This window comes from Natrialba aegyptia DSM 13077 (assembly GCF_000337535.1).
Classification (GTDB): Archaea; Halobacteriota; Halobacteria; order Halobacteriales; family Natrialbaceae; genus Natrialba; species Natrialba aegyptia.
The window spans coordinates 1-16,314 of sequence record NZ_AOIP01000008.1 but is presented as its reverse complement, the minus strand read 5'-3'; the positions used below and the strand labels follow the sequence as shown (position 1 = coordinate 16,314).

Below are 16,314 nucleotides of genomic sequence, written 5' to 3'. Positions count from 1 at the left end.
CTGGAGGATACACCAATGGAATACGTTTACGCTGCACTCATCCTGAACGAATCGGACGAAGAGATCAACGAAGACAACCTCACCGACGTACTCGACGCCGCCGGCGTCGACGTCGAAGAATCCCGCGTCAAGGCACTCGTCGCCGCACTCGAAGACGTCGACATCGACGACGCCGTCTCCGAGGCCGCCGCCGTCCCCGCCGCCGGTGGCGCTGCAGGCGGTGCCGCCGCAGCCGACGAGGCTGCTGACGAGGGCGAAGACGAAGCAGAAGAAACCAGCGACGTCCCGGACACCACGGACGAAGACGACGAAGACGACGAGGCAGACGGCGAAGGCCTCGGCGAACTCTTCGGCTAAGTCGGCCCGCTATCGCGACGACACGGTCAATCCCGATTTCTTTCGACGTCCACCGCCGACAGTTACTTCTCGGTCTCGCGTAACGGCGTACTCGTGACAACCGCAGTGTACTTCGATCTCGACGGGACGCTCTGTACGTACGACGAGTCGTTCGAGTCGCTGTTTCGACGGGCCGTCTCCCCCCACGGAACGCCGACCGACGCGGCGTACGAAGCCTACGTCGAGCGCCTGCTCACCGCGCTCGATCGTTGCGAACCCGACCCCTACCGTCGCGGGTTCGAAACCGTCGCAGAGGAGATCGACCTCGACGCGACGCCGGCCGCGCTCGCCGCCGACTACTGCGACATCGAAGTCGACGCGACGGTCGTGACGGCGGATGCGAAACGCGTCCTCGATACTGTCGCCGCGACGAATCCGACCGGCATCATCACCAACGGCGACGGCGAGCAACAGCGAGCGAAACTCGAGTTCCACGGGCTTGACGACCGGGTCGACGAAGTCCTCGTCTCGAACAGCAACGGCGTGCGCAAACCCGACCGCGAACTCTTTGAACTCGCGAAAGCCCGCCTCGATGCGGACGAGTTCGTCTACGTCGGCGACAGCTACGACGAGGACATCGTCGGGGCTCGCGAGGCCGGCTTTCGGACCGTGTACGTCGACGGCGGCTCGATCGCCGCCGAGGACGCCGCCGCTGCGGACGGCATCGTCTCGAGCGTCGGTGAGTTGCTCGACGACGATTCGCTTCCCGCGGCGCTCGAGGGGCCGTTCGCATCGCAGGCGTAGGTGGGTCGGGACGAGCCGAACGGAAGCGAATCGGCGAGAGCGCGCGCCGCGGGCGCGAGTTTAAATCCGAAGACGCGGCCAGATGAAGCGATGGCTGTTGCCCCGGTCGAGTTCGTCGCGGACCCAGCCCTGACCCTGCAACTGCTCGCGTGGACGGTGGCGGGGGCGAGCCTGGGGAGTCTGAGCGGACTGATTCCCGGGATCCACGCCAATAACTTTGCGCTCCTGCTTGCCGGCGTCGCGGTCTCGGTCCCTGGACCGCCGTTGTTCATCGGCTGTGCGATGCTTGCAGCCGGCGTCGTCCATACCTTTCTCAACGTTGTTCCGGCGATGGCACTCGGCGTGCCGGATGCAGAAATGGCGGTGACGGCGCTACCGGGACATCGAATGGTGCGTGACGGACGCGGATACGAGGCGATCCGGCTGTCGGCGCTCGGGAGCGTGCTCGCCGTCCTCGTTGCGGTGCCGCTCGCGATTCCGGTCACACGGGTGATGACGGCGGTATATCCGACGATTCGAGCGAATCTGTCGCTCGTGCTGGCCATGGTCGTCGTCGCGCTAATTGCCTCGGAGTTCACCTGGCGGGCTCGCCTCGCCGGCTTGCTTTCGTTTTCGCTCGCGGCGGGTCTGGGACTATTGACGCTCGATCTCTCGCCGGACGCACCGCTCGAGGCGGGTGGTACCCTCGCACCGCTGTTCGCCGGCCTCTTCGGAGCGCCGGTGTTGATCGATGCACTCGTCGGGTCGGGCATTCCACGACAGCACGACGGCGAGATTGCGATGTCTCGTCGACTCGTCGGTGCGACGGCCCTCGCCGGTGCGCTGGCGGGTGCGATCGTCGGCTACATACCGGGAATCTCGGCCGCTATCGCCGCCGTTGCAGTGCTCGTCTTCGTTCCTGGAAACGCCGGCGATCGCGGCTACATCGTCGCGACGAGCGGCGTCGACACCGCGAATACGATCTTCGCGCTGTTCGCACTGGTCGCCATCGGCCAGCCGCGCACTGGCGTCATGGTCGCCTTCGAGAACGTGAACGCGCCGCTCGAACTACCGATCCTCCTTGTGGCTGTCGTCCTCGCCGGGCTGATCGGGTTCGTCCTCGTGATCGTCGTCGGCGAGACGTATCTCGAACTCGCCGGCCGCGTTGCGTACTGGAAGATTTCGACGGCCGTCCTGGGACTGCTGCTCGCGCTCTCGTATCTGTTCACGGGGCCGCTCGGCATCGCCATATTCGTCGGCGCGACCGTGGTCGGGCTGGTCCCGGTCCGGTTGCGCGCCCGCCGAGTTCACCTGATGGGCGTTCTGATCGGCCCGTTGGTGGTCGGTTTCTGAGACGGTCTGCGGTACCGATTTGTCAGTTGCCGGTGCACTCGCAGACGGGCGCGACGGTCGCGGCTGTTCGGAACTGACTGCCGGTGCTAGCAGTCCGTCTGAGCGGCTAGGGGTTACGTGCGGCCGTGACGACCGCTTCGACACGATCCGTCGACACGGGGTTGGTCGTCTCGCCGTCTTCCTTGAGCGCCGTGCCGACGATAGCGCCGTCCGCGCCGGCATCGAAGTACGTGGCGACGGTGTCTTCGGTGACGCCGCTGCCGACGAAGACCGGCGGCCGGGCGTGGCTATCCCGTGCCGCGAGTTCAGTGGCGGCGCGTTCAATGTCGCCGCGATCGGTCTGGGAACCGGTCCCTGACCCGGAGACGATGACGCCGTCGGCCTTGCCGCGGTCGACGGTTTCGCGTGCGACCCGCTCGAGGGAGGGCGTGCCAACGGGCGTGGCGTGTTTGACGTGTACATCCGCGAGAATCGTCACGGCAGGTGCGATTCGGTCGCGGAGTCGGACGGTCTCGTGCGCCTGTCCCTCGAGAACCCCCTGGTCGGTCGCGGCTGTGCCGACGTGGACGTTGACGCGAACGAAGGCGGCGTCGACTGCGGCCGCGATCGAGAGCGCCGCGTCTGCGTCATTCCTGAGGACGTTGATTCCGAGCGGCACGTCGACCGCGCGCCGAACGACCGACGCCAGCGCGGTCATATCGGCGACGACGTGAGCGGGTACGTCGTCGGGATAGAACGGCGCGTCGCCGAAATTCTCGACGAGAATCGCATCCACGCCGCCCGATTCGAGCCGTCTCGCGTCCTCGAGTGCGCGTTCGCGGATCGCATCCCGATCCCCGCTCGAGTCGGGAGCGCCGGGGAGCGCTGGGAGGTGAAGCATGCCGATCACCGGCCGGTCGCTGTCGAACCGGTCCGAAAGCGAAATCCGTGGTGCCATGTTGCAGACTCCGTCGCGGGACCGATAAAGGAGGCACTCTCAAGCGTGCGCCATGCCGACGTGATCGCGAGTCGGCAAGGCCATCGCCGTCCCCGGGCGTTTTCTTCGCGCCATCGCTAGACCCGTCGATGGCAACCACCGACTCCGATGTCGACGATGCCGATCTGCGATCGTCGCTTTCGCTCCGCGAACTCGACATTCCGAACCGAATCGCCGTCTCGCCGATGTGTCAGTATTCCTGCGAGACCGACGGCCTCCCGACCGAGTGGCACCGCGTCCACCTCGGTAGCCGCGCCGTCGGCGGCGCGGGCATCGTCATGACCGAGGCCACCGCCGTCGAACCGCGCGGGCGGATCACCCCCCACGACCTCGGCATCTGGACGGACGAACACGCCGCCGAACTCGAGCCGATCACCCAGTTCATCCGCGAGCAGGGATCCGTCCCGGCGATTCAACTCGCCCACGCCGGGCAGAAGGCGAGCAAGGCAAAACCGTGGGAGGGCAACCTGCCGCTCCAGCCCGACGACGGCGGCTGGGAGGTGCTCTCGCCGTCGCCCGACGCCTACCCCTCCTTCCCCGGCGATCGGCCGGCGATGCGAAAGGCGACCGTCGAAGACATTCAGGGCGTCATCGACGCCTACCGCGACGCCGCAGAACGAGCGCTCGACGCCGGCTTCGAAATCGCCGAGGTCCACGCCGCACACGGCTACCTGCTCCACGAGTTCCTCTCGCCGGTGACGAACCACCGCGAGGACGACTACGGCGGCAGCTTCGAGAACCGCACGCGGTTCGTCCGCGAAGTCGCGGCGGCCGTCCGCGAGGTCTGGCCGGACGACAAGCCGGTCTTCGTCCGCATCTCGGGAACCGACTGGCTCGACGACCGCGAGTCGTGGGACGCCGAGCAGTCCGCCCGCCTCGCGGCAGACCTCGCCGAAATCGGGATCGACCTAATGGACGTTAGCTCCGGCGGCCTCCACCCCGACGAGCGAATCGATGGCGGGCCGAACTTCCAGGTGCCGCTGGCCGAACGAGTCGATGAGGGCGCGGACCTCGCCGTCGGCACCGTCGGCGGCATCACCGAACCCGAACAGGCGGACGCGCTCGTCCGCAACGGGCGCGCCGACCTCGTCTTCGTCGGCCGCGAGTTCCTGCGCGATCCGTACTTCGGCCTGCGGGCCGCGGATGAACTCGATGGGGAGGGTGAATCGGCGTGGCCGATTCAGTATCGCCGGGCGGTTCAGTAAGCCTGCGACGCCGGCCACGCTCCAAGTGAATAGACGTTTCATGTTTCAGATCTCAGAGGGCAGGTTTCAGTGAGTGAGAGTGTCCACTGCGCTTCAACTATCTCGGGCGGATACTCGAAGACGACACGATGAGCAATCGAAATCAGCGCCGGCGGACCGTCCTGCGGACCGTGGGTGCGACGGCGGGAACCGTCCTCGCGGCCGGCTGTCTGAGCGGGGCTGACGACGGGAACGGAACCGAAAACGAGACCGAAACCCAGAACGGCGGCGAGAACGGCACGACCGACGACGATGCGGACGCTGAAGACGAGGGCGAAACCGACCAGCACGTCAACCCCGAGGCGTGGACGGACGTCGAGACGATCGAACTCCGCGGCGTCATGAACGGCTGGGAGGGCGTCGCCCCCGACCCGATCGCCGGCGAGACCAACCCCACGCTCGTCCTCTTTGCCGGTCGGGAGTATACGTTCACCTGGACCAACGCTGACGGCCGCCCGCACAACATCGAACTCTGGGACGAAACCGGTGAACTCGTCGATGACGACTACGGAACCGATCTGATGCAAAAACAGGGCGAAACGCAGACGTTAGACGGCGTCACGGCGAGCGAGGAGATCGCCACCTATCGGTGTAAGCCACACGACACCATGGAAGGGGACGTTCGGATCGTGAGCGAGTGACGCCGCGGACCCAGTTCTCAGCTACTCGTCTTTCCACTTGATCGAACAACCGCGGGAGGGCTGCCACTCGAGTTCGACCTCCTCGCCGGCGAGGACCGAGTCGATGGCTTCGCGGATGTGAAAGCGCGTCGGCTCCTCGTCCGGGTTCAGGGCGTCGTCGAGTCGACCCTGATAGGCGAGACTGAATGCGGTGGTACCGTCGCTGCTGCTGTCGCTCCCGTCGCCGTCGGTCCGACGGAAGAGGAACGGATCCGGCGTGCAGGCCGCACCGTAAGCCGCGGCGACATCCTGGGACTCGTCGCGGAGGTAGGCGTCGTACCGGACCGTTCCGTCGTCGACGAGTTCCTGCATGCGTTCGAAGGAATCATCCGGATACTCCACCTCGTCGTTGGGGTTGATGCCGACGACGGCGACCTCGTCGTGTTCGGCGGCGAGGTCGTTCAACAGGTCGAACTTCGCCTGCGCGTACGGGCAGTGGTTACAGGTGAAGACGACGAGCAGCGCCTCGTTGTCGGCGAACGACTCGAGCGTGTACGTCTCGCCGTCCGTGCCCTCGAGTTCGAACGCGGGGGCGGTATCGCCGGCCGCGAGTTCGGTATCGGATTCTTTCGCCATACGAATCGTTTTGTCAGGTTCCGTCATATAACTCCCGACGCAAGGGCGCGAGTATGAACGGGGGACCGCGCAGGCGAGCGGAGAGACGAGGTTCCGTGCCGGGAGAGTGAGCGAAACGAGAGTACGCGCGAGCGACCGGTCAGCGCTCGTGTGTTCCACGACAACCTACATATTTGTACCCGCCGCCGCATCGATGGGGTATGCAAACGCTCGAAGTTACCGACGAACAGTACGAGTTCATCCAACGACTCCGCGAGGAGATCTCTCGGGACGTTGTCGGCCGGTACGGGTTCGTTCGCGAGCGGGACGCGTTACAGTTCCTGATCGACAACATCGACGAAGAGGTTGCGGACGCGATCGACATCGACGCGGAGTTTTCGGCGACCGAGGACGTGGCGGCGTCCGTCGGCGCGGCGATCGACGGCGAGGCAGATCCCCACGCGCTCGAGGAGATTTCCTACGACGAGTCTGGTGAACTCGGCGGTGACGACGATGACGATGAGAGCGATGGCGATACCGCTGCAGATTCGGCCGACAGTAGTGATGAGACGGGCGGCGACGCCGATAGCGACGCGGAAGACGGTGGAGACGACGAGGGAGAGAGCGAGAGCGAGGACGGCGGTGACGCCGACGACGACGAGATGTTAGACGAGATGATGAGCCTCCTCGAAACCCACGACGACAAGTGGGAGGAGTCGTCTTCGTCGGACTACCGTTACACCGTCACCCTTCCCGACGGGTCGACGGAGGACGTGCAGACGAAAGACGACGTGCGGGCGCTGTTGTTCAAGAATTATCGGTAATCTGCCGGATCGCAGTTCGCGATCCTCGTCCGCCGCGACCACTATAACGAAAAACGACAAAGAACAACGTTTTTACTCGCGGTCGCGCTTCGCAGTGGTATGAGCGAACGCGAGGTGCTCGAGTTGCTTCGTGAGAACGCGCGCTATTCGACGGCCGATATCGCGCGAATGACCGACCTCGAGGAGGACGAGGTCGCCGCCGTAATCGACGATCTAGAGGCAGCAGGCGTCGTCCGCGGCTACCAGGCTGTCGTCGACTGGGACGAACTCGAAACCGAGCGCGTCCGAGCCGAAGTCGAGTTGAACGTCCGCCTCGACCGCGAAACCGGCTACGACGACATCGCAGAGCGCCTCGCCCGATTCCCAGAGGTCAAAGCCCTGAGACTCGTCAGCGGCGACTACGACTTCGACATGGAGGTCGAGGGCGACTCCATCCGCGAAGTGTCGCAGTTCATCAGCGAACAGGTCGCGCCCGTCCCCGAGATCACCCAGACGGTCACCCACTACGTGATGACCTCCTACAAGGAACACGGGATCGAGTTCGGCGACGGCGAGGACGACGACCGACTCTCGTTCTCTCCCTAATAGTATTAGTATGCCTATCGAACTCTCAGACCGCGTGCAGACGGTTCCGCCCTCCGGTATCCGGCGGTTCTTCGAAATCGCCGAGGAACGGGACGACGTGATCTCGCTCGGCGTCGGCGAACCCGACTTCGCGACGCCCTGGGCCGCCCGCGACGCCGCGATCGCTTCCTTAGAGGCGGGGAAGACCTCCTACACCGCAAACCGGGGCAAACGCGAACTCCGGGAGAAGATTTCCGACTACGTCGCGGACCGCTTCGACCTGGGCTATGACCCCGCCGAGGAGATCATCACCACCGCGGGTGCGAGCGAGGCCGTCGACCTCGCCTTCCGCGCGCTCGTCGATCCCGGCGACACGGTCGCGATCGCCCAGCCGTCGTACATCTCCTACGAACCCGGCGTGATCTTCGCCGGCGGCGAGGTGCTGTCGGTCCCCACCAGGGAAGCCGACGAGTTCAAACTCACGGCGGAGGGACTCGACGTGGCCGGGGCCGCCGACGCGGACCTGCTCGTCCTCTGTTATCCCAACAATCCGACCGGGGCCATCATGAGCGAGGCTGAACTCGAACCGGTTGCCGAGTTCGCCCGCGAGAACGACCTGACGGTGCTTTCGGACGAGATTTACGCCGAATTGACCTACGACGGGGAACACACCTCGATCGCGACGCTCGAGGGGATGCGCGAGCGCACCATCGTCTTCAACGGGTTCTCCAAGGCCCACGCGATGACGGGGCTGCGGTTGGGGTACGCCCTCGGCCCGTCGGCGGCGATCAACGCGATGAACAAGATCCACCAGTACACGATGCTCTCGGCACCGACGACGGCCCAGCACGCGGCGATCGAGGCGCTCGACTCCTGTGCGAACGACGTGGTCGAGATGGTCGGTCAGTACGACCGCCGCCGCCAGTTCGTCCTCTCGCGCTTTCGCGAGATCGGGCTGGACGTCTTCGAGGCCAAAGGCGCGTTCTACTGCTTCCCCGAGGTCCCCGACGGCTGGACCGCGGAGGAGTTCGCCGAGGACGTGCTCCGCGAGCAGGGCGTGGCAGTCGTGCCGGGAGACGTCTTCGGCGCGGGCGGCGAGGGTCACCTCCGGGTGTCCTACGCGACCGGGCTGGGTGACCTCCGCAAGGCGTTGAACCGAATCGAAGCGTTCGTCGACGAACACGTCTAGACGGGCGGGCCACGCACCCACACACCACAGGAACGTTCTTCCCGGTCGCCCCCGCTTGCGTTCGTATGGTCGATTACCGCCCTCTTTCGGATCAGCGAGCCGTCTTTCACGAGTTCAGAAGCTACGCGTTCAGACCGGATTCGGGCGTCTCGCCGTACGAACCGGACGAGCACGACACGCCGCGTGCGCTGCGCGGCTCGCGCCGCGGGATCTACGAAAGCGCGGACGCGGCCGACGACGATCCGCGGAGCGTCTGTCGGCACTACTGGCTCGACGCCACCGTCCGCGGCGAGACGCATCCGATCGCCGGCCTCGCCTCCGTCGCGACGCCGCCCGAGTTCCGCCGGCAGGGGTACGTCCGCGAACTGCTCGCGAACTCGCTCGCCGAGTACCGCGAGCGGGACCGTCGGTTCTCCGTCCTGTGGCCGTTTTCCTACGGTTTCTATCACAAGTACGGCTGGGAGACGAGCAACCGGATCGTCACCCACGAGTTCGATCCCGAGGTGTGCTCGTTCGCGACGGCGGCGGACGCGGCGTCGGTGGGCTCGTTTCGGCCGGTCGAGGCCGACGAGTTCGGCGAACTCGTGCCGGTCTACGAGCGCCACGCCGAGCGGTACGCGCTCGCGATCGATCGCGACGAGGACTGGTGGCGACACCGCACCTTCGGCGGTCACGACGTCGATCCCTACGTCTACGCCTTCGAGCGCGACGGCCGCGTCGCGGGCTATCTCGTCTACACGATCGACGGGGACCGAGGCGACTGGACGATGGCCGTTTCGGAACTCGTCGCCGCGGACCACGAGGCGTTCCTGGCGCTGCTGTCGTTCTGTCACACGCACGATTCGCAGGTCGAGCGCGTGCGGCTTCGGCTGCCGGCGGACGCCCCGTTCCGCGAGGCGGTCCGGGCTCCCGACGAGGTCGAGACGACGGTGACGAACGGGCCGATGGTTCGGATCGTCGACGTTGCAGAGGTGCTGTCCGCGCTTTCCTACCCGACGAGTTCAGAAACCGCGCTCACGCTTTCGGTGACGGACCCGCTCGCGGATTGGAACGACGGGCTGTTCGAGCTGACGGTGGCCGACGGCCGCGGTCGCTGTGAGCGTGTGAGCGAAACCCGCGACAACGACGCGACGGCCGATGCGACACTCGACATCGCCGCGCTCTCCGAACTCGCCGTCGGCACCCGCTCCGCGACCGACCTCGCGCGGACGAACCGACTGGAGGCAGCGGACCGAGAAGTTGTGTCGACGCTCGCTGAACTCGTGCCGAAGACGCCCGTCTACCTCGGCGAGTTCTTCTGAGCTGACAGCAGGGCTCCTTCCCGACGTTCAGCGGTAGATATAAGTCACTATAGGTTACAAATTAGAACGGAAGCCACAACGGACACGAAAGTGTCCCGGATGTAGGAGCATCCGAGACGTGGCTTCCAAACGCGGCTCGCGTTGAAGCCATGTTTGCGTACATTCTCACGGGATATAAACATCCCGCACGACTGATGTATCGTGCGATTCGACCAGCAGCGAGCTTCTTCCGCGCGATTGCGGGTATAACGGGTGGCAGTTGGGATGAGTGACAACGCTGACGCCGACGGCGATACCGGCAGCAGTGCGAACGACACCGACCATCCCAGCCGTTCCGAGCCGTTCGAACCGCCGCGCTGTCCCCGCTGTGGGACGCCGATCGCACAGAAAACCATGATCGGCCCCGGCGAGGCCATCGCCGGTCCCTGCGGCTGTCGCGTCGCCCCGCCGGACCCCGATCCCGATCTCACCTCCAACTCAAAATCAGACTTAGACTCCGACACCGACACCGACCCCGCCCCCGACCGATCCGGGCCGGACTAAGCCACCGCGAAACGAGTTCACCCGAACTGAACTCGCGTCGCGGCGGCCAGCCGAGTGCCGGCGGGTGTTCGAGACGATCACCACCACCGCCATCACCATCGAACCCACCACACTCGCACCCGTCGATGCACTCGGCCCGGAATCGCGACGCGAGCAACTGGGCGACCTCGAGTCTGTAACTGTGAACTGTGATTGTGAACTCGCAGTACGGTAGACGCCATTTCGGCCCGTGTTCTCTGCCCACTACTCACTAGAGCGGCGGTTACGCCTCGTCCGGTTCGAGCCGTTGGACGCTGATCGCGATGAAGTAAACGAACATGAACAGGAAGAAGCCGGCGGTGAGCGGAATCAGTCGTCTATCGATAACGGCGAGTTCCAGAACCGCCGCCGCGGCGATGCCACCGAGATAGACCAGAATGATGAACATTCCGATCGCGTAATAAAAGCGGATATCGGATTCAAAGTGTTCTTGAAGGCCCATAGCGCCCTGTTTCGAGACGGACGAGAAAAGGATGCTGGTCCCCTCTAGTAACCGCTGCAAAAGGACGCCATAACAGAAGAGACCGGTGCACTGAACAGCAGAGGAAAACCTATAATGTTTCACGAGAAGCATTAAATATGGAACATAACTTCGTAGAGCGGAATTTCGCTGTGAGATTTCTCCTCGGATTCGGCGTCATCATGGCGATGGCAGTTGTTGGAGAACGACTCGGTATCGGCCTGTTAGAATACGGCGTTCCATACGGAGACTGGATTGGTGTCGCTGTCGGAGCAATCGGCGTCTTCATCGCATTTGCGGCAGTATACACTCGCTTCGATTCAGTCTACGAGGATCGGCTGTAACTATTACTCGTCTATACAGAAAGCGACACGACCGGAGTCAGCGCTCGGTCGCCGACTCGATCCGGTACCGGAGTTCGACGAGACCGCCTCCGCGGGTCGTCGTCTCGAGTAACTCCAGGTCGCGTCGCGGCTCGTCCGTCCCGAACAGCGAGATCCCGCCGCCGAGTATCACCGGAACGAGGTGCAATCGAAGTTCGTCCACGCAGTTCGCACGCAGCATCGACCGGACGAGTGCGCCACCGCCGACCAGCCAGATTCTGTCGTGGTTCGCTCGGAGGTCGGCGACGAGTTCAGCTAGCTCCCCGTCGACCAGCGACACGGCGTCGCTGGCGAGGGGCAACTCGCGGCTCGTGAGAACGTACGTCGGCCGGTCTTCGTAGGGCCACGCGCCGAATTCGAGCACCTGTTCGTAGGTCCGCGATCCCATGACGAGGCAGTCGACGCTCGCGAAGAACTCGTCGAAGCCGTCGTCGTCCGAATTCGCGACGTCCGACTCCTGTTGGAACTCGTCGAGCCAGTCGACGCCGCCGTCCGGCGTCGCGATGAAACCGTCGACGCTCGCGGCGATGTAGAGGAGCAGTTCGCTCATCGTCTCAGTTGACGTAGTCGCGTTACCCGATGGCCGCGCTCAGACGACATTGCGCTCCGTTCGTTCGGCAGCCCTCTCCTCGTCCGTCCCCTCGAAGCGGTCGCTCGAGAGCGCGTCGATACCGAGCAGCGACGCCTCGCCGTCGACGGCGAGTTCGGCGACGAGTTGGCCGGTCGCGGGGGCGTGCTGGAAGCCGTGCCCGGAGAAGCCGGCCGCCGTGATGAAACCGGGAACCGTCTCCTCGACGATGGCCGTATCGTCGGGTGTCACGGCGTACAGGCCCGCCCAGCCGCGCTTGACCGCGGATTCGGGGCCGAAGTAGGTCGTCCACTCGGCGGCGGCTTCGAGCGCGTCGATCGACCACTCGAAGTCCATGGACCGCGGATACCCGTCCGGATCCGACGCCGGATCGTTGTCGGCGAAATGCCCGCCGACGAGCGCGTCGCCGTCGCGGTCCGGCCGGAAGTACGAGCCGCTCTCGAGGTCGATCGCCAGCGGGTCGGTCTCGGGGACCGGCGTCTCCGGCTGGACGACGGCGATCTGCCGGCGCTTGGGCGTGATCGGCAAGAATACGTCAGCCATCGCAGCGATTTCGCGCGCCCACGGCCCCGCGGCGTTGACGACGATGTCGGCCTCGAGGCGTCCGTCAGGTGTTTCGACACCCGTTACCCGCGCCCCGCCAGTACCGTCGCCGGGGTCGCGGTCGCCGGCTCGAATCACGTCGGTAACGGGCGTCTGCGTCCGAACATCGACACCCGCAGCAGCCGCAGCCCGGGCGTACGCCTGCAGCGCCAGGTGCGGATCGGCGAAGCCGTCCGTCGGCGAGTACGTCGCCGCGACGAACTGGTCGGGATCGATCCCGGAACAGATTTCACACGCCTCGGACGGATCGAGAACCTCGCTCGGAACCCCGCGGTCGTTTTGCATCGCGACTCGCTCTTCGAACGCCGCGGCCGTTTCTTCGCTTCGGGCGAGGAAGAGATACCCCGTCTTCCGGTAGTCGATTTCGGCGTCGAATCGCTCCGTGAACTCGTCCCAGACGCGCATGCTCTCGCGGGAGAGTTCGACGTTGATCGGCGACGAGAACTGTGCGCGGATGCCACCGGCGGACCGTTCCGTGCTCCCGGTGCCGATCGATCCCTGCTCACAGACGGTCACGTCGACACCGCGTTCGGCGAGTTCGAGCGCGCTCGAGAGGCCGACGATTCCACCGCCGATGACGACTCCCTTCATTGTACGCTGTTGGTTACCGCCACGGTATCAATAAGCGTTCGGCTGCGATCGATCTTTCCCGCTGTTCAGAATCGGGTCGCCTCAATCGGCAACATAGACTGAAGTAGCCGCCGACCAACGGTCGAGTAGAACAGCGCAATGGTTCGCGTACTCTCTGCCGATAACGTCGCGTCGGTGCTCGATATCGACGCGCTCCTGCCCGTCGTCGCCGAGGCGTTCGAAAAGCAACACGCGGGCGCGGTCGAACGACCCGATCGACCGCACTATCCGTTCGGGACCGGTCTCGACCCCGACGCGCCCGCGGAACCGACCGGCACCGGACTCTGTATGCCGGCGTACGTCCACGGTGCAGACTACGTCGCGACGAAACTCGTCGCCGTCTGCAAGGACAACGTCGCTCGCGGACTCCCGACCGTCACCGCACAGCTCGCCTTGACGGACGCGGAAACCGGACAACCGGTCGGCTACCTCGCCGGCAACCGCATCACCAACGCCCGCACCGGCTGTATCGGCGGGGTCGCCGCCCGCGAACTCGCCGTCGACGACCCCATCGACCTGGCCGTCATCGGTGCCGGCAAGCAAGCCCGCTGGCAGACCCGCGCCATCGCCGCCGCGACCGACGCCCTCGAGTCGATCCGCATCTACGCCCCCAGCGACTCCCGGGTCGACTGCGCCGCCGAACTCGAGGCCGAACTGGACGTTCCCGCACATCCAGTTTCGAGCCCGCGCGATGCAGTCGCTGACGCGACCGTCGTCGTCACCGCCACGACGAGTTCGGAACCGGTGTTCCCCGGCGACGAACTCGCGCCGGGGACGCTCGTGATCGCCGTGGGGGCGTACACGCCCGAGATGCGTGAACTCGACGACGAGACGGTCGAGCGCGCGGCCCGGATTTTCGGGGACGTGCCCGAAGAAGCCGCGGAAACGGGTGATCTTCGAGGCCACGTCGACCGCGAGGTCGAACCGGTCGGAGCCGTCATCGCGGGTGATCGCGGGCGCGAGGCGGACGAGGAGATACTCGTCGTCGAGAGCGTCGGGTCGGCGGTGCTCGATGCGGCGAGCGCCGAGGCGATTTTCGATCGAGCGGTGTCGCGCGACGTTGGGACGAAAGTTGCACTCTAACCGGTCTACCCTGTTTTGCGTTCTCGGCCGCGACACTGAAATACGGGCTTCGATAAGTATCCCTAGAGTAGCTGGTAATGGCTATCACGAGAGCCAATTCCCTCGGGGGAGGGTCCGACGTGGACGTAGCGGTGACGATGGGTGAGCGACCGTGACACTGCGGTCTGTGCCGGTCGTCGACCGTATCACGGACGCGTTTTTCGCGCTCGATACGGACTTTCGGTTCACCTACCTCAACGACCGAGCCGAGACGCTGCTGGAACGCTCGCGGGCGGATCTGATCGGGCGCGTCATGTGGGACGAGTTCCCCCAGACCGTCGAGACGCAGTTTCCGGACGGATTTCATCGCGCTATGGATACCCAGACGCCGGTTTCGTTCGACATCTATCACGCGCGACTCGAAACCTGGTTCGAGGCGACGGCCTACCCCTCCGAAACCGGGCTCTCGGTGTACATGCGCGATGTGACCGAACGCAAACAACAGGAGCGGACGCTCGCCCAGCACGCGGCCGCCGTCGAGGCGATTTCGGACGGCGTCGTCACGCTCAACGGCGACCGAGAGATCGTCTCGGTCAACGAGGCCATGGAGCAGTTCCTCGGCGTCGATCGAGCGGTGCTGCTCGGCGAACACGTCGAGATCATTCCGGAGCGAGCCGCAATCAACGACGACGACGCCGTCGAGATCGGGCGCGCGATTACCGACGTAGACATCGGTACGGCCGAGACGCGCCGGGTGGAGGTGCCGTTTACCGACGCCAGTGGAGCGGATCGAGTGGGCGAGTTCAGATTCGTCCCCGTCGAGGACACTCGGGCGACGATCGCCGGGATCGTCCGCGACGTCACCGATCAGCACGAGTACGAGCGCGTCGCGGCCTCGCTTCACGAGATTACCCGGTGGTTGCTCGAATCGGACGATCCGGAGGAGATCTGTTCGATTGCGGTCCACGCCGGCAGCGATCTGCTCGATCTGCCGATCAGCGGCGTCTGGTTGCTCGACGACGAACAGGGGTATCTCGATCCCGTGGCCGGCACCGCCGGGGCCTACGAAGAGTTCGGTGGACTCCCTCGGTTTACCCCGCCCGAGGGGCTCATCTGGGACGTGTTCGAATCCGGCAGCGTCGAGCGGTTCGACGACCTCTCGGCAGTCGAGGGTCTGTACAATCCCGACTCGCCGATCCGGTCCGAAATCATTGCCCCGATCGGCACCCACGGCGTCCTGATGACCGGTTCCCTCGAACCCGAGCGATTCGACGATACCGATGTCGAACTGCTCTCGACGCTCGTCGAGAACATCCGCGCAGCCCTCGACCGGGCCGACCGCGAACAACTGCTTCGCGACCGTACAACCGAACTCGAACGCCAGACCGAACGCCTCGAAGGCATCGCCGAGGTCCTCTCGACCGACCTGAAACGCCAACTCGACGCCGTCGCCGACGCACTCGAGGACGAACGAGCCCGGACCGGTAACGACACCTGGGAGTTTCCCCTCGCCGAGGACTCAGTCACGACGATGCTCGACCGCACCGAGCGCCTCGTCGACGACGTGCGCGAGTTCGCCCGGAACGCGACCGCCGTCGGCCCGCGAAACCGCATCCTCCTCGAACGCGCCATCCGAGACGCCGCGGCGAACTCGCGACTCGACGAGTCGACGCTCGAACTCGAACTCGAACTCGAGTGCGCGGCGGCGCTCCGAGCCGACGCCGAGCGGTTCGGCCACCTGCTGGAAACGGCGTTCGACGACATCGCGGCCCGCGCACAGGCATCGGAAAGTGAGGGGGCAAGCGAGACGAGAGGCGAAGTCGGGGCCGAAGACGGGGCCGAGGCCGGCGGTGAGGGTCCCGACGACACTACCGACCCCGTTCGCGTCAGCGTCGGACTCCTCGGAATCGACGACGACCAGCCGACACACGAGGAAACGCAGGCCGTCATCGGCACCGAGACGGGCCGCGAACAGTCCCGCGGGTTCTACCTGCTCGATACCGCCGCAGAACGGCCCGCAACGCTGGACGAGCGCGCGTTCGATCCGACGGCCGCCGACGAACGGGGAATGGACGGCCTCGGCCTCACGCTGGTCCGTGCCATCGCCGATGCGCACGACTGGACGCTCTCGGTCGACGACGCGACGAACGGCACCCGAATCGAAGTGCGAGACGTAACGACTGTCTCTTATACACATCTC

At 65.3% G+C, this 16,314-nt stretch carries 18 protein-coding genes; 13 read left to right on the top strand and 5 right to left on the bottom strand.

What is annotated here, in order from left to right:
• Window positions 1-15 precede the first annotated feature (15 nt).
• The 3 genes from rpl12p (at window position 16) to C480_RS01080 (ending at window position 2,472) form a co-directional block, all read left to right on the top strand.
• Window positions 16-357 carry a 50S ribosomal protein P1 gene (gene rpl12p / locus C480_RS01090; protein WP_006663776.1) on the top strand — a complete coding sequence of 114 codons (342 nt, stop codon included), beginning with the start codon at window positions 16-18 and terminating at the stop codon, window positions 355-357.
• Between the two features lie 105 nt (window positions 358-462).
• On the top strand, window positions 463-1,140 hold the full coding sequence (locus C480_RS01085) for an HAD family hydrolase (RefSeq protein WP_006663775.1): 678 nt from the start codon (window positions 463-465) through the stop codon (window positions 1,138-1,140).
• 90 nt (window positions 1,141-1,230) lie between these two features.
• Complete coding sequence (locus C480_RS01080) at window positions 1,231-2,472, top strand: tripartite tricarboxylate transporter permease (protein ID WP_006663774.1); 1,242 nt, start codon at window positions 1,231-1,233, stop codon at window positions 2,470-2,472.
• 106 nt (window positions 2,473-2,578) lie between these two features.
• On the opposite strand, the gene C480_RS01075 is transcribed toward C480_RS01080, so the two are convergent.
• A complete protein-coding gene (locus C480_RS01075; RefSeq protein ID WP_006663773.1) occupies window positions 2,579-3,409 on the bottom strand; it encodes a BtpA/SgcQ family protein in 831 nt (276 codons plus the stop codon).
• A gap of 128 nt (window positions 3,410-3,537) precedes the next feature.
• Between C480_RS01075 and C480_RS01070 the strand changes: the two genes are divergently transcribed.
• Window positions 3,538-4,653: an NADH:flavin oxidoreductase/NADH oxidase gene (locus C480_RS01070; protein ID WP_006663772.1), complete on the top strand. Its 1,116-nt coding sequence runs from the start codon at window positions 3,538-3,540 to the stop codon at window positions 4,651-4,653.
• 128 nt (window positions 4,654-4,781) lie between these two features.
• A complete protein-coding gene (locus C480_RS01065; RefSeq protein WP_006663771.1) occupies window positions 4,782-5,333 on the top strand; it encodes a cupredoxin domain-containing protein in 552 nt (183 codons plus the stop codon).
• A gap of 21 nt (window positions 5,334-5,354) precedes the next feature.
• On the opposite strand, the gene C480_RS01060 is transcribed toward C480_RS01065, so the two are convergent.
• Window positions 5,355-5,948, bottom strand: coding sequence for a thioredoxin family protein (locus C480_RS01060; RefSeq protein ID WP_006663770.1), 594 nt, complete (start codon window positions 5,946-5,948; stop codon window positions 5,355-5,357).
• Between the two features lie 200 nt (window positions 5,949-6,148).
• On the opposite strand from C480_RS01060, the gene C480_RS01055 reads away from it, so the two are divergent.
• From C480_RS01055 to C480_RS01035, 5 genes are all read left to right on the top strand, one after another.
• Window positions 6,149-6,751 (top strand): hypothetical protein, encoded by a 603-nt coding sequence (locus C480_RS01055; protein ID WP_006663769.1) that lies wholly within the window; start codon window positions 6,149-6,151, stop codon window positions 6,749-6,751.
• A gap of 99 nt (window positions 6,752-6,850) precedes the next feature.
• Window positions 6,851-7,336, top strand: a complete 486-nt coding sequence (locus C480_RS01050; protein ID WP_006109185.1) for an Lrp/AsnC family transcriptional regulator — start codon at window positions 6,851-6,853, stop codon at window positions 7,334-7,336.
• A 10-nt stretch (window positions 7,337-7,346) separates the two neighbouring features.
• Window positions 7,347-8,504: a pyridoxal phosphate-dependent aminotransferase gene (locus tag C480_RS01045; RefSeq protein WP_006663768.1), complete on the top strand. Its 1,158-nt coding sequence runs from the start codon at window positions 7,347-7,349 to the stop codon at window positions 8,502-8,504.
• Window positions 8,505-8,569: 65 nt separating this feature from the next.
• Window positions 8,570-9,805 (top strand): GNAT family N-acetyltransferase, encoded by a 1,236-nt coding sequence (locus tag C480_RS01040; protein WP_006663767.1) that lies wholly within the window; start codon window positions 8,570-8,572, stop codon window positions 9,803-9,805.
• Window positions 9,806-10,069: 264 nt separating this feature from the next.
• The gene (locus tag C480_RS01035; RefSeq protein ID WP_006663766.1) at window positions 10,070-10,348 is read left to right on the top strand and encodes a hypothetical protein; all 279 of its coding nucleotides are present in this window, start codon (window positions 10,070-10,072) and stop codon (window positions 10,346-10,348) included.
• Window positions 10,349-10,610: 262 nt separating this feature from the next.
• Here the strand turns inward: C480_RS01035 and C480_RS01030 are convergent, their stop codons facing one another.
• Window positions 10,611-10,829 carry a hypothetical protein gene (locus C480_RS01030; RefSeq protein ID WP_006663765.1) on the bottom strand — a complete coding sequence of 73 codons (219 nt, stop codon included), beginning with the start codon at window positions 10,827-10,829 and terminating at the stop codon, window positions 10,611-10,613.
• 137 nt (window positions 10,830-10,966) lie between these two features.
• Here C480_RS01030 and C480_RS01025 point away from each other — a divergent pair, with 137 nt between their 5' ends.
• Complete coding sequence (locus tag C480_RS01025; protein ID WP_006663764.1) at window positions 10,967-11,191, top strand: hypothetical protein; 225 nt, start codon at window positions 10,967-10,969, stop codon at window positions 11,189-11,191.
• 37 nt (window positions 11,192-11,228) lie between these two features.
• On the opposite strand, the gene C480_RS01020 is transcribed toward C480_RS01025, so the two are convergent.
• On the bottom strand, window positions 11,229-11,780 hold the full coding sequence (locus tag C480_RS01020) for a dihydrofolate reductase family protein (RefSeq protein ID WP_006663763.1): 552 nt from the start codon (window positions 11,778-11,780) through the stop codon (window positions 11,229-11,231).
• Between the two features lie 39 nt (window positions 11,781-11,819).
• Window positions 11,820-13,013: an NAD(P)/FAD-dependent oxidoreductase gene (locus tag C480_RS01015; protein WP_006663762.1), complete on the bottom strand. Its 1,194-nt coding sequence runs from the start codon at window positions 13,011-13,013 to the stop codon at window positions 11,820-11,822.
• 138 nt (window positions 13,014-13,151) lie between these two features.
• Here C480_RS01015 and C480_RS01010 point away from each other — a divergent pair, with 138 nt between their 5' ends.
• Complete coding sequence (locus C480_RS01010) at window positions 13,152-14,135, top strand: ornithine cyclodeaminase family protein (protein WP_006663761.1); 984 nt, start codon at window positions 13,152-13,154, stop codon at window positions 14,133-14,135.
• A gap of 151 nt (window positions 14,136-14,286) precedes the next feature.
• Window positions 14,287-16,314: PAS domain-containing protein (locus C480_RS01005; protein WP_049903035.1), on the top strand; the 2,028-nt coding region annotated here is incomplete at its 3' end.

Coding starts and splice junctions, on each gene's coding strand:
- rpl12p (WP_006663776.1), top strand. CDS start 16: ATGGAATACGTTTACGCTGCACTCATCCTGAACGAATCGGACGAAGAG.
- C480_RS01080 (WP_006663774.1), top strand. CDS start 1,231: ATGGCTGTTGCCCCGGTCGAGTTCGTCGCGGACCCAGCCCTGACCCTG.
- C480_RS01075 (WP_006663773.1), bottom strand. CDS start 3,409: ATGGCACCACGGATTTCGCTTTCGGACCGGTTCGACAGCGACCGGCCG.
- C480_RS01070 (WP_006663772.1), top strand. CDS start 3,538: ATGGCAACCACCGACTCCGATGTCGACGATGCCGATCTGCGATCGTCG.
- C480_RS01065 (WP_006663771.1), top strand. CDS start 4,782: ATGAGCAATCGAAATCAGCGCCGGCGGACCGTCCTGCGGACCGTGGGT.
- C480_RS01060 (WP_006663770.1), bottom strand. CDS start 5,948: ATGGCGAAAGAATCCGATACCGAACTCGCGGCCGGCGATACCGCCCCC.
- C480_RS01055 (WP_006663769.1), top strand. CDS start 6,149: ATGCAAACGCTCGAAGTTACCGACGAACAGTACGAGTTCATCCAACGA.
- C480_RS01050 (WP_006109185.1), top strand. CDS start 6,851: ATGAGCGAACGCGAGGTGCTCGAGTTGCTTCGTGAGAACGCGCGCTAT.
- C480_RS01045 (WP_006663768.1), top strand. CDS start 7,347: ATGCCTATCGAACTCTCAGACCGCGTGCAGACGGTTCCGCCCTCCGGT.
- C480_RS01040 (WP_006663767.1), top strand. CDS start 8,570: ATGGTCGATTACCGCCCTCTTTCGGATCAGCGAGCCGTCTTTCACGAG.
- C480_RS01035 (WP_006663766.1), top strand. CDS start 10,070: ATGAGTGACAACGCTGACGCCGACGGCGATACCGGCAGCAGTGCGAAC.
- C480_RS01030 (WP_006663765.1), bottom strand. CDS start 10,829: ATGGGCCTTCAAGAACACTTTGAATCCGATATCCGCTTTTATTACGCG.
- C480_RS01025 (WP_006663764.1), top strand. CDS start 10,967: ATGGAACATAACTTCGTAGAGCGGAATTTCGCTGTGAGATTTCTCCTC.
- C480_RS01020 (WP_006663763.1), bottom strand. CDS start 11,780: ATGAGCGAACTGCTCCTCTACATCGCCGCGAGCGTCGACGGTTTCATC.
- C480_RS01015 (WP_006663762.1), bottom strand. CDS start 13,013: ATGAAGGGAGTCGTCATCGGCGGTGGAATCGTCGGCCTCTCGAGCGCG.
- C480_RS01010 (WP_006663761.1), top strand. CDS start 13,152: ATGGTTCGCGTACTCTCTGCCGATAACGTCGCGTCGGTGCTCGATATC.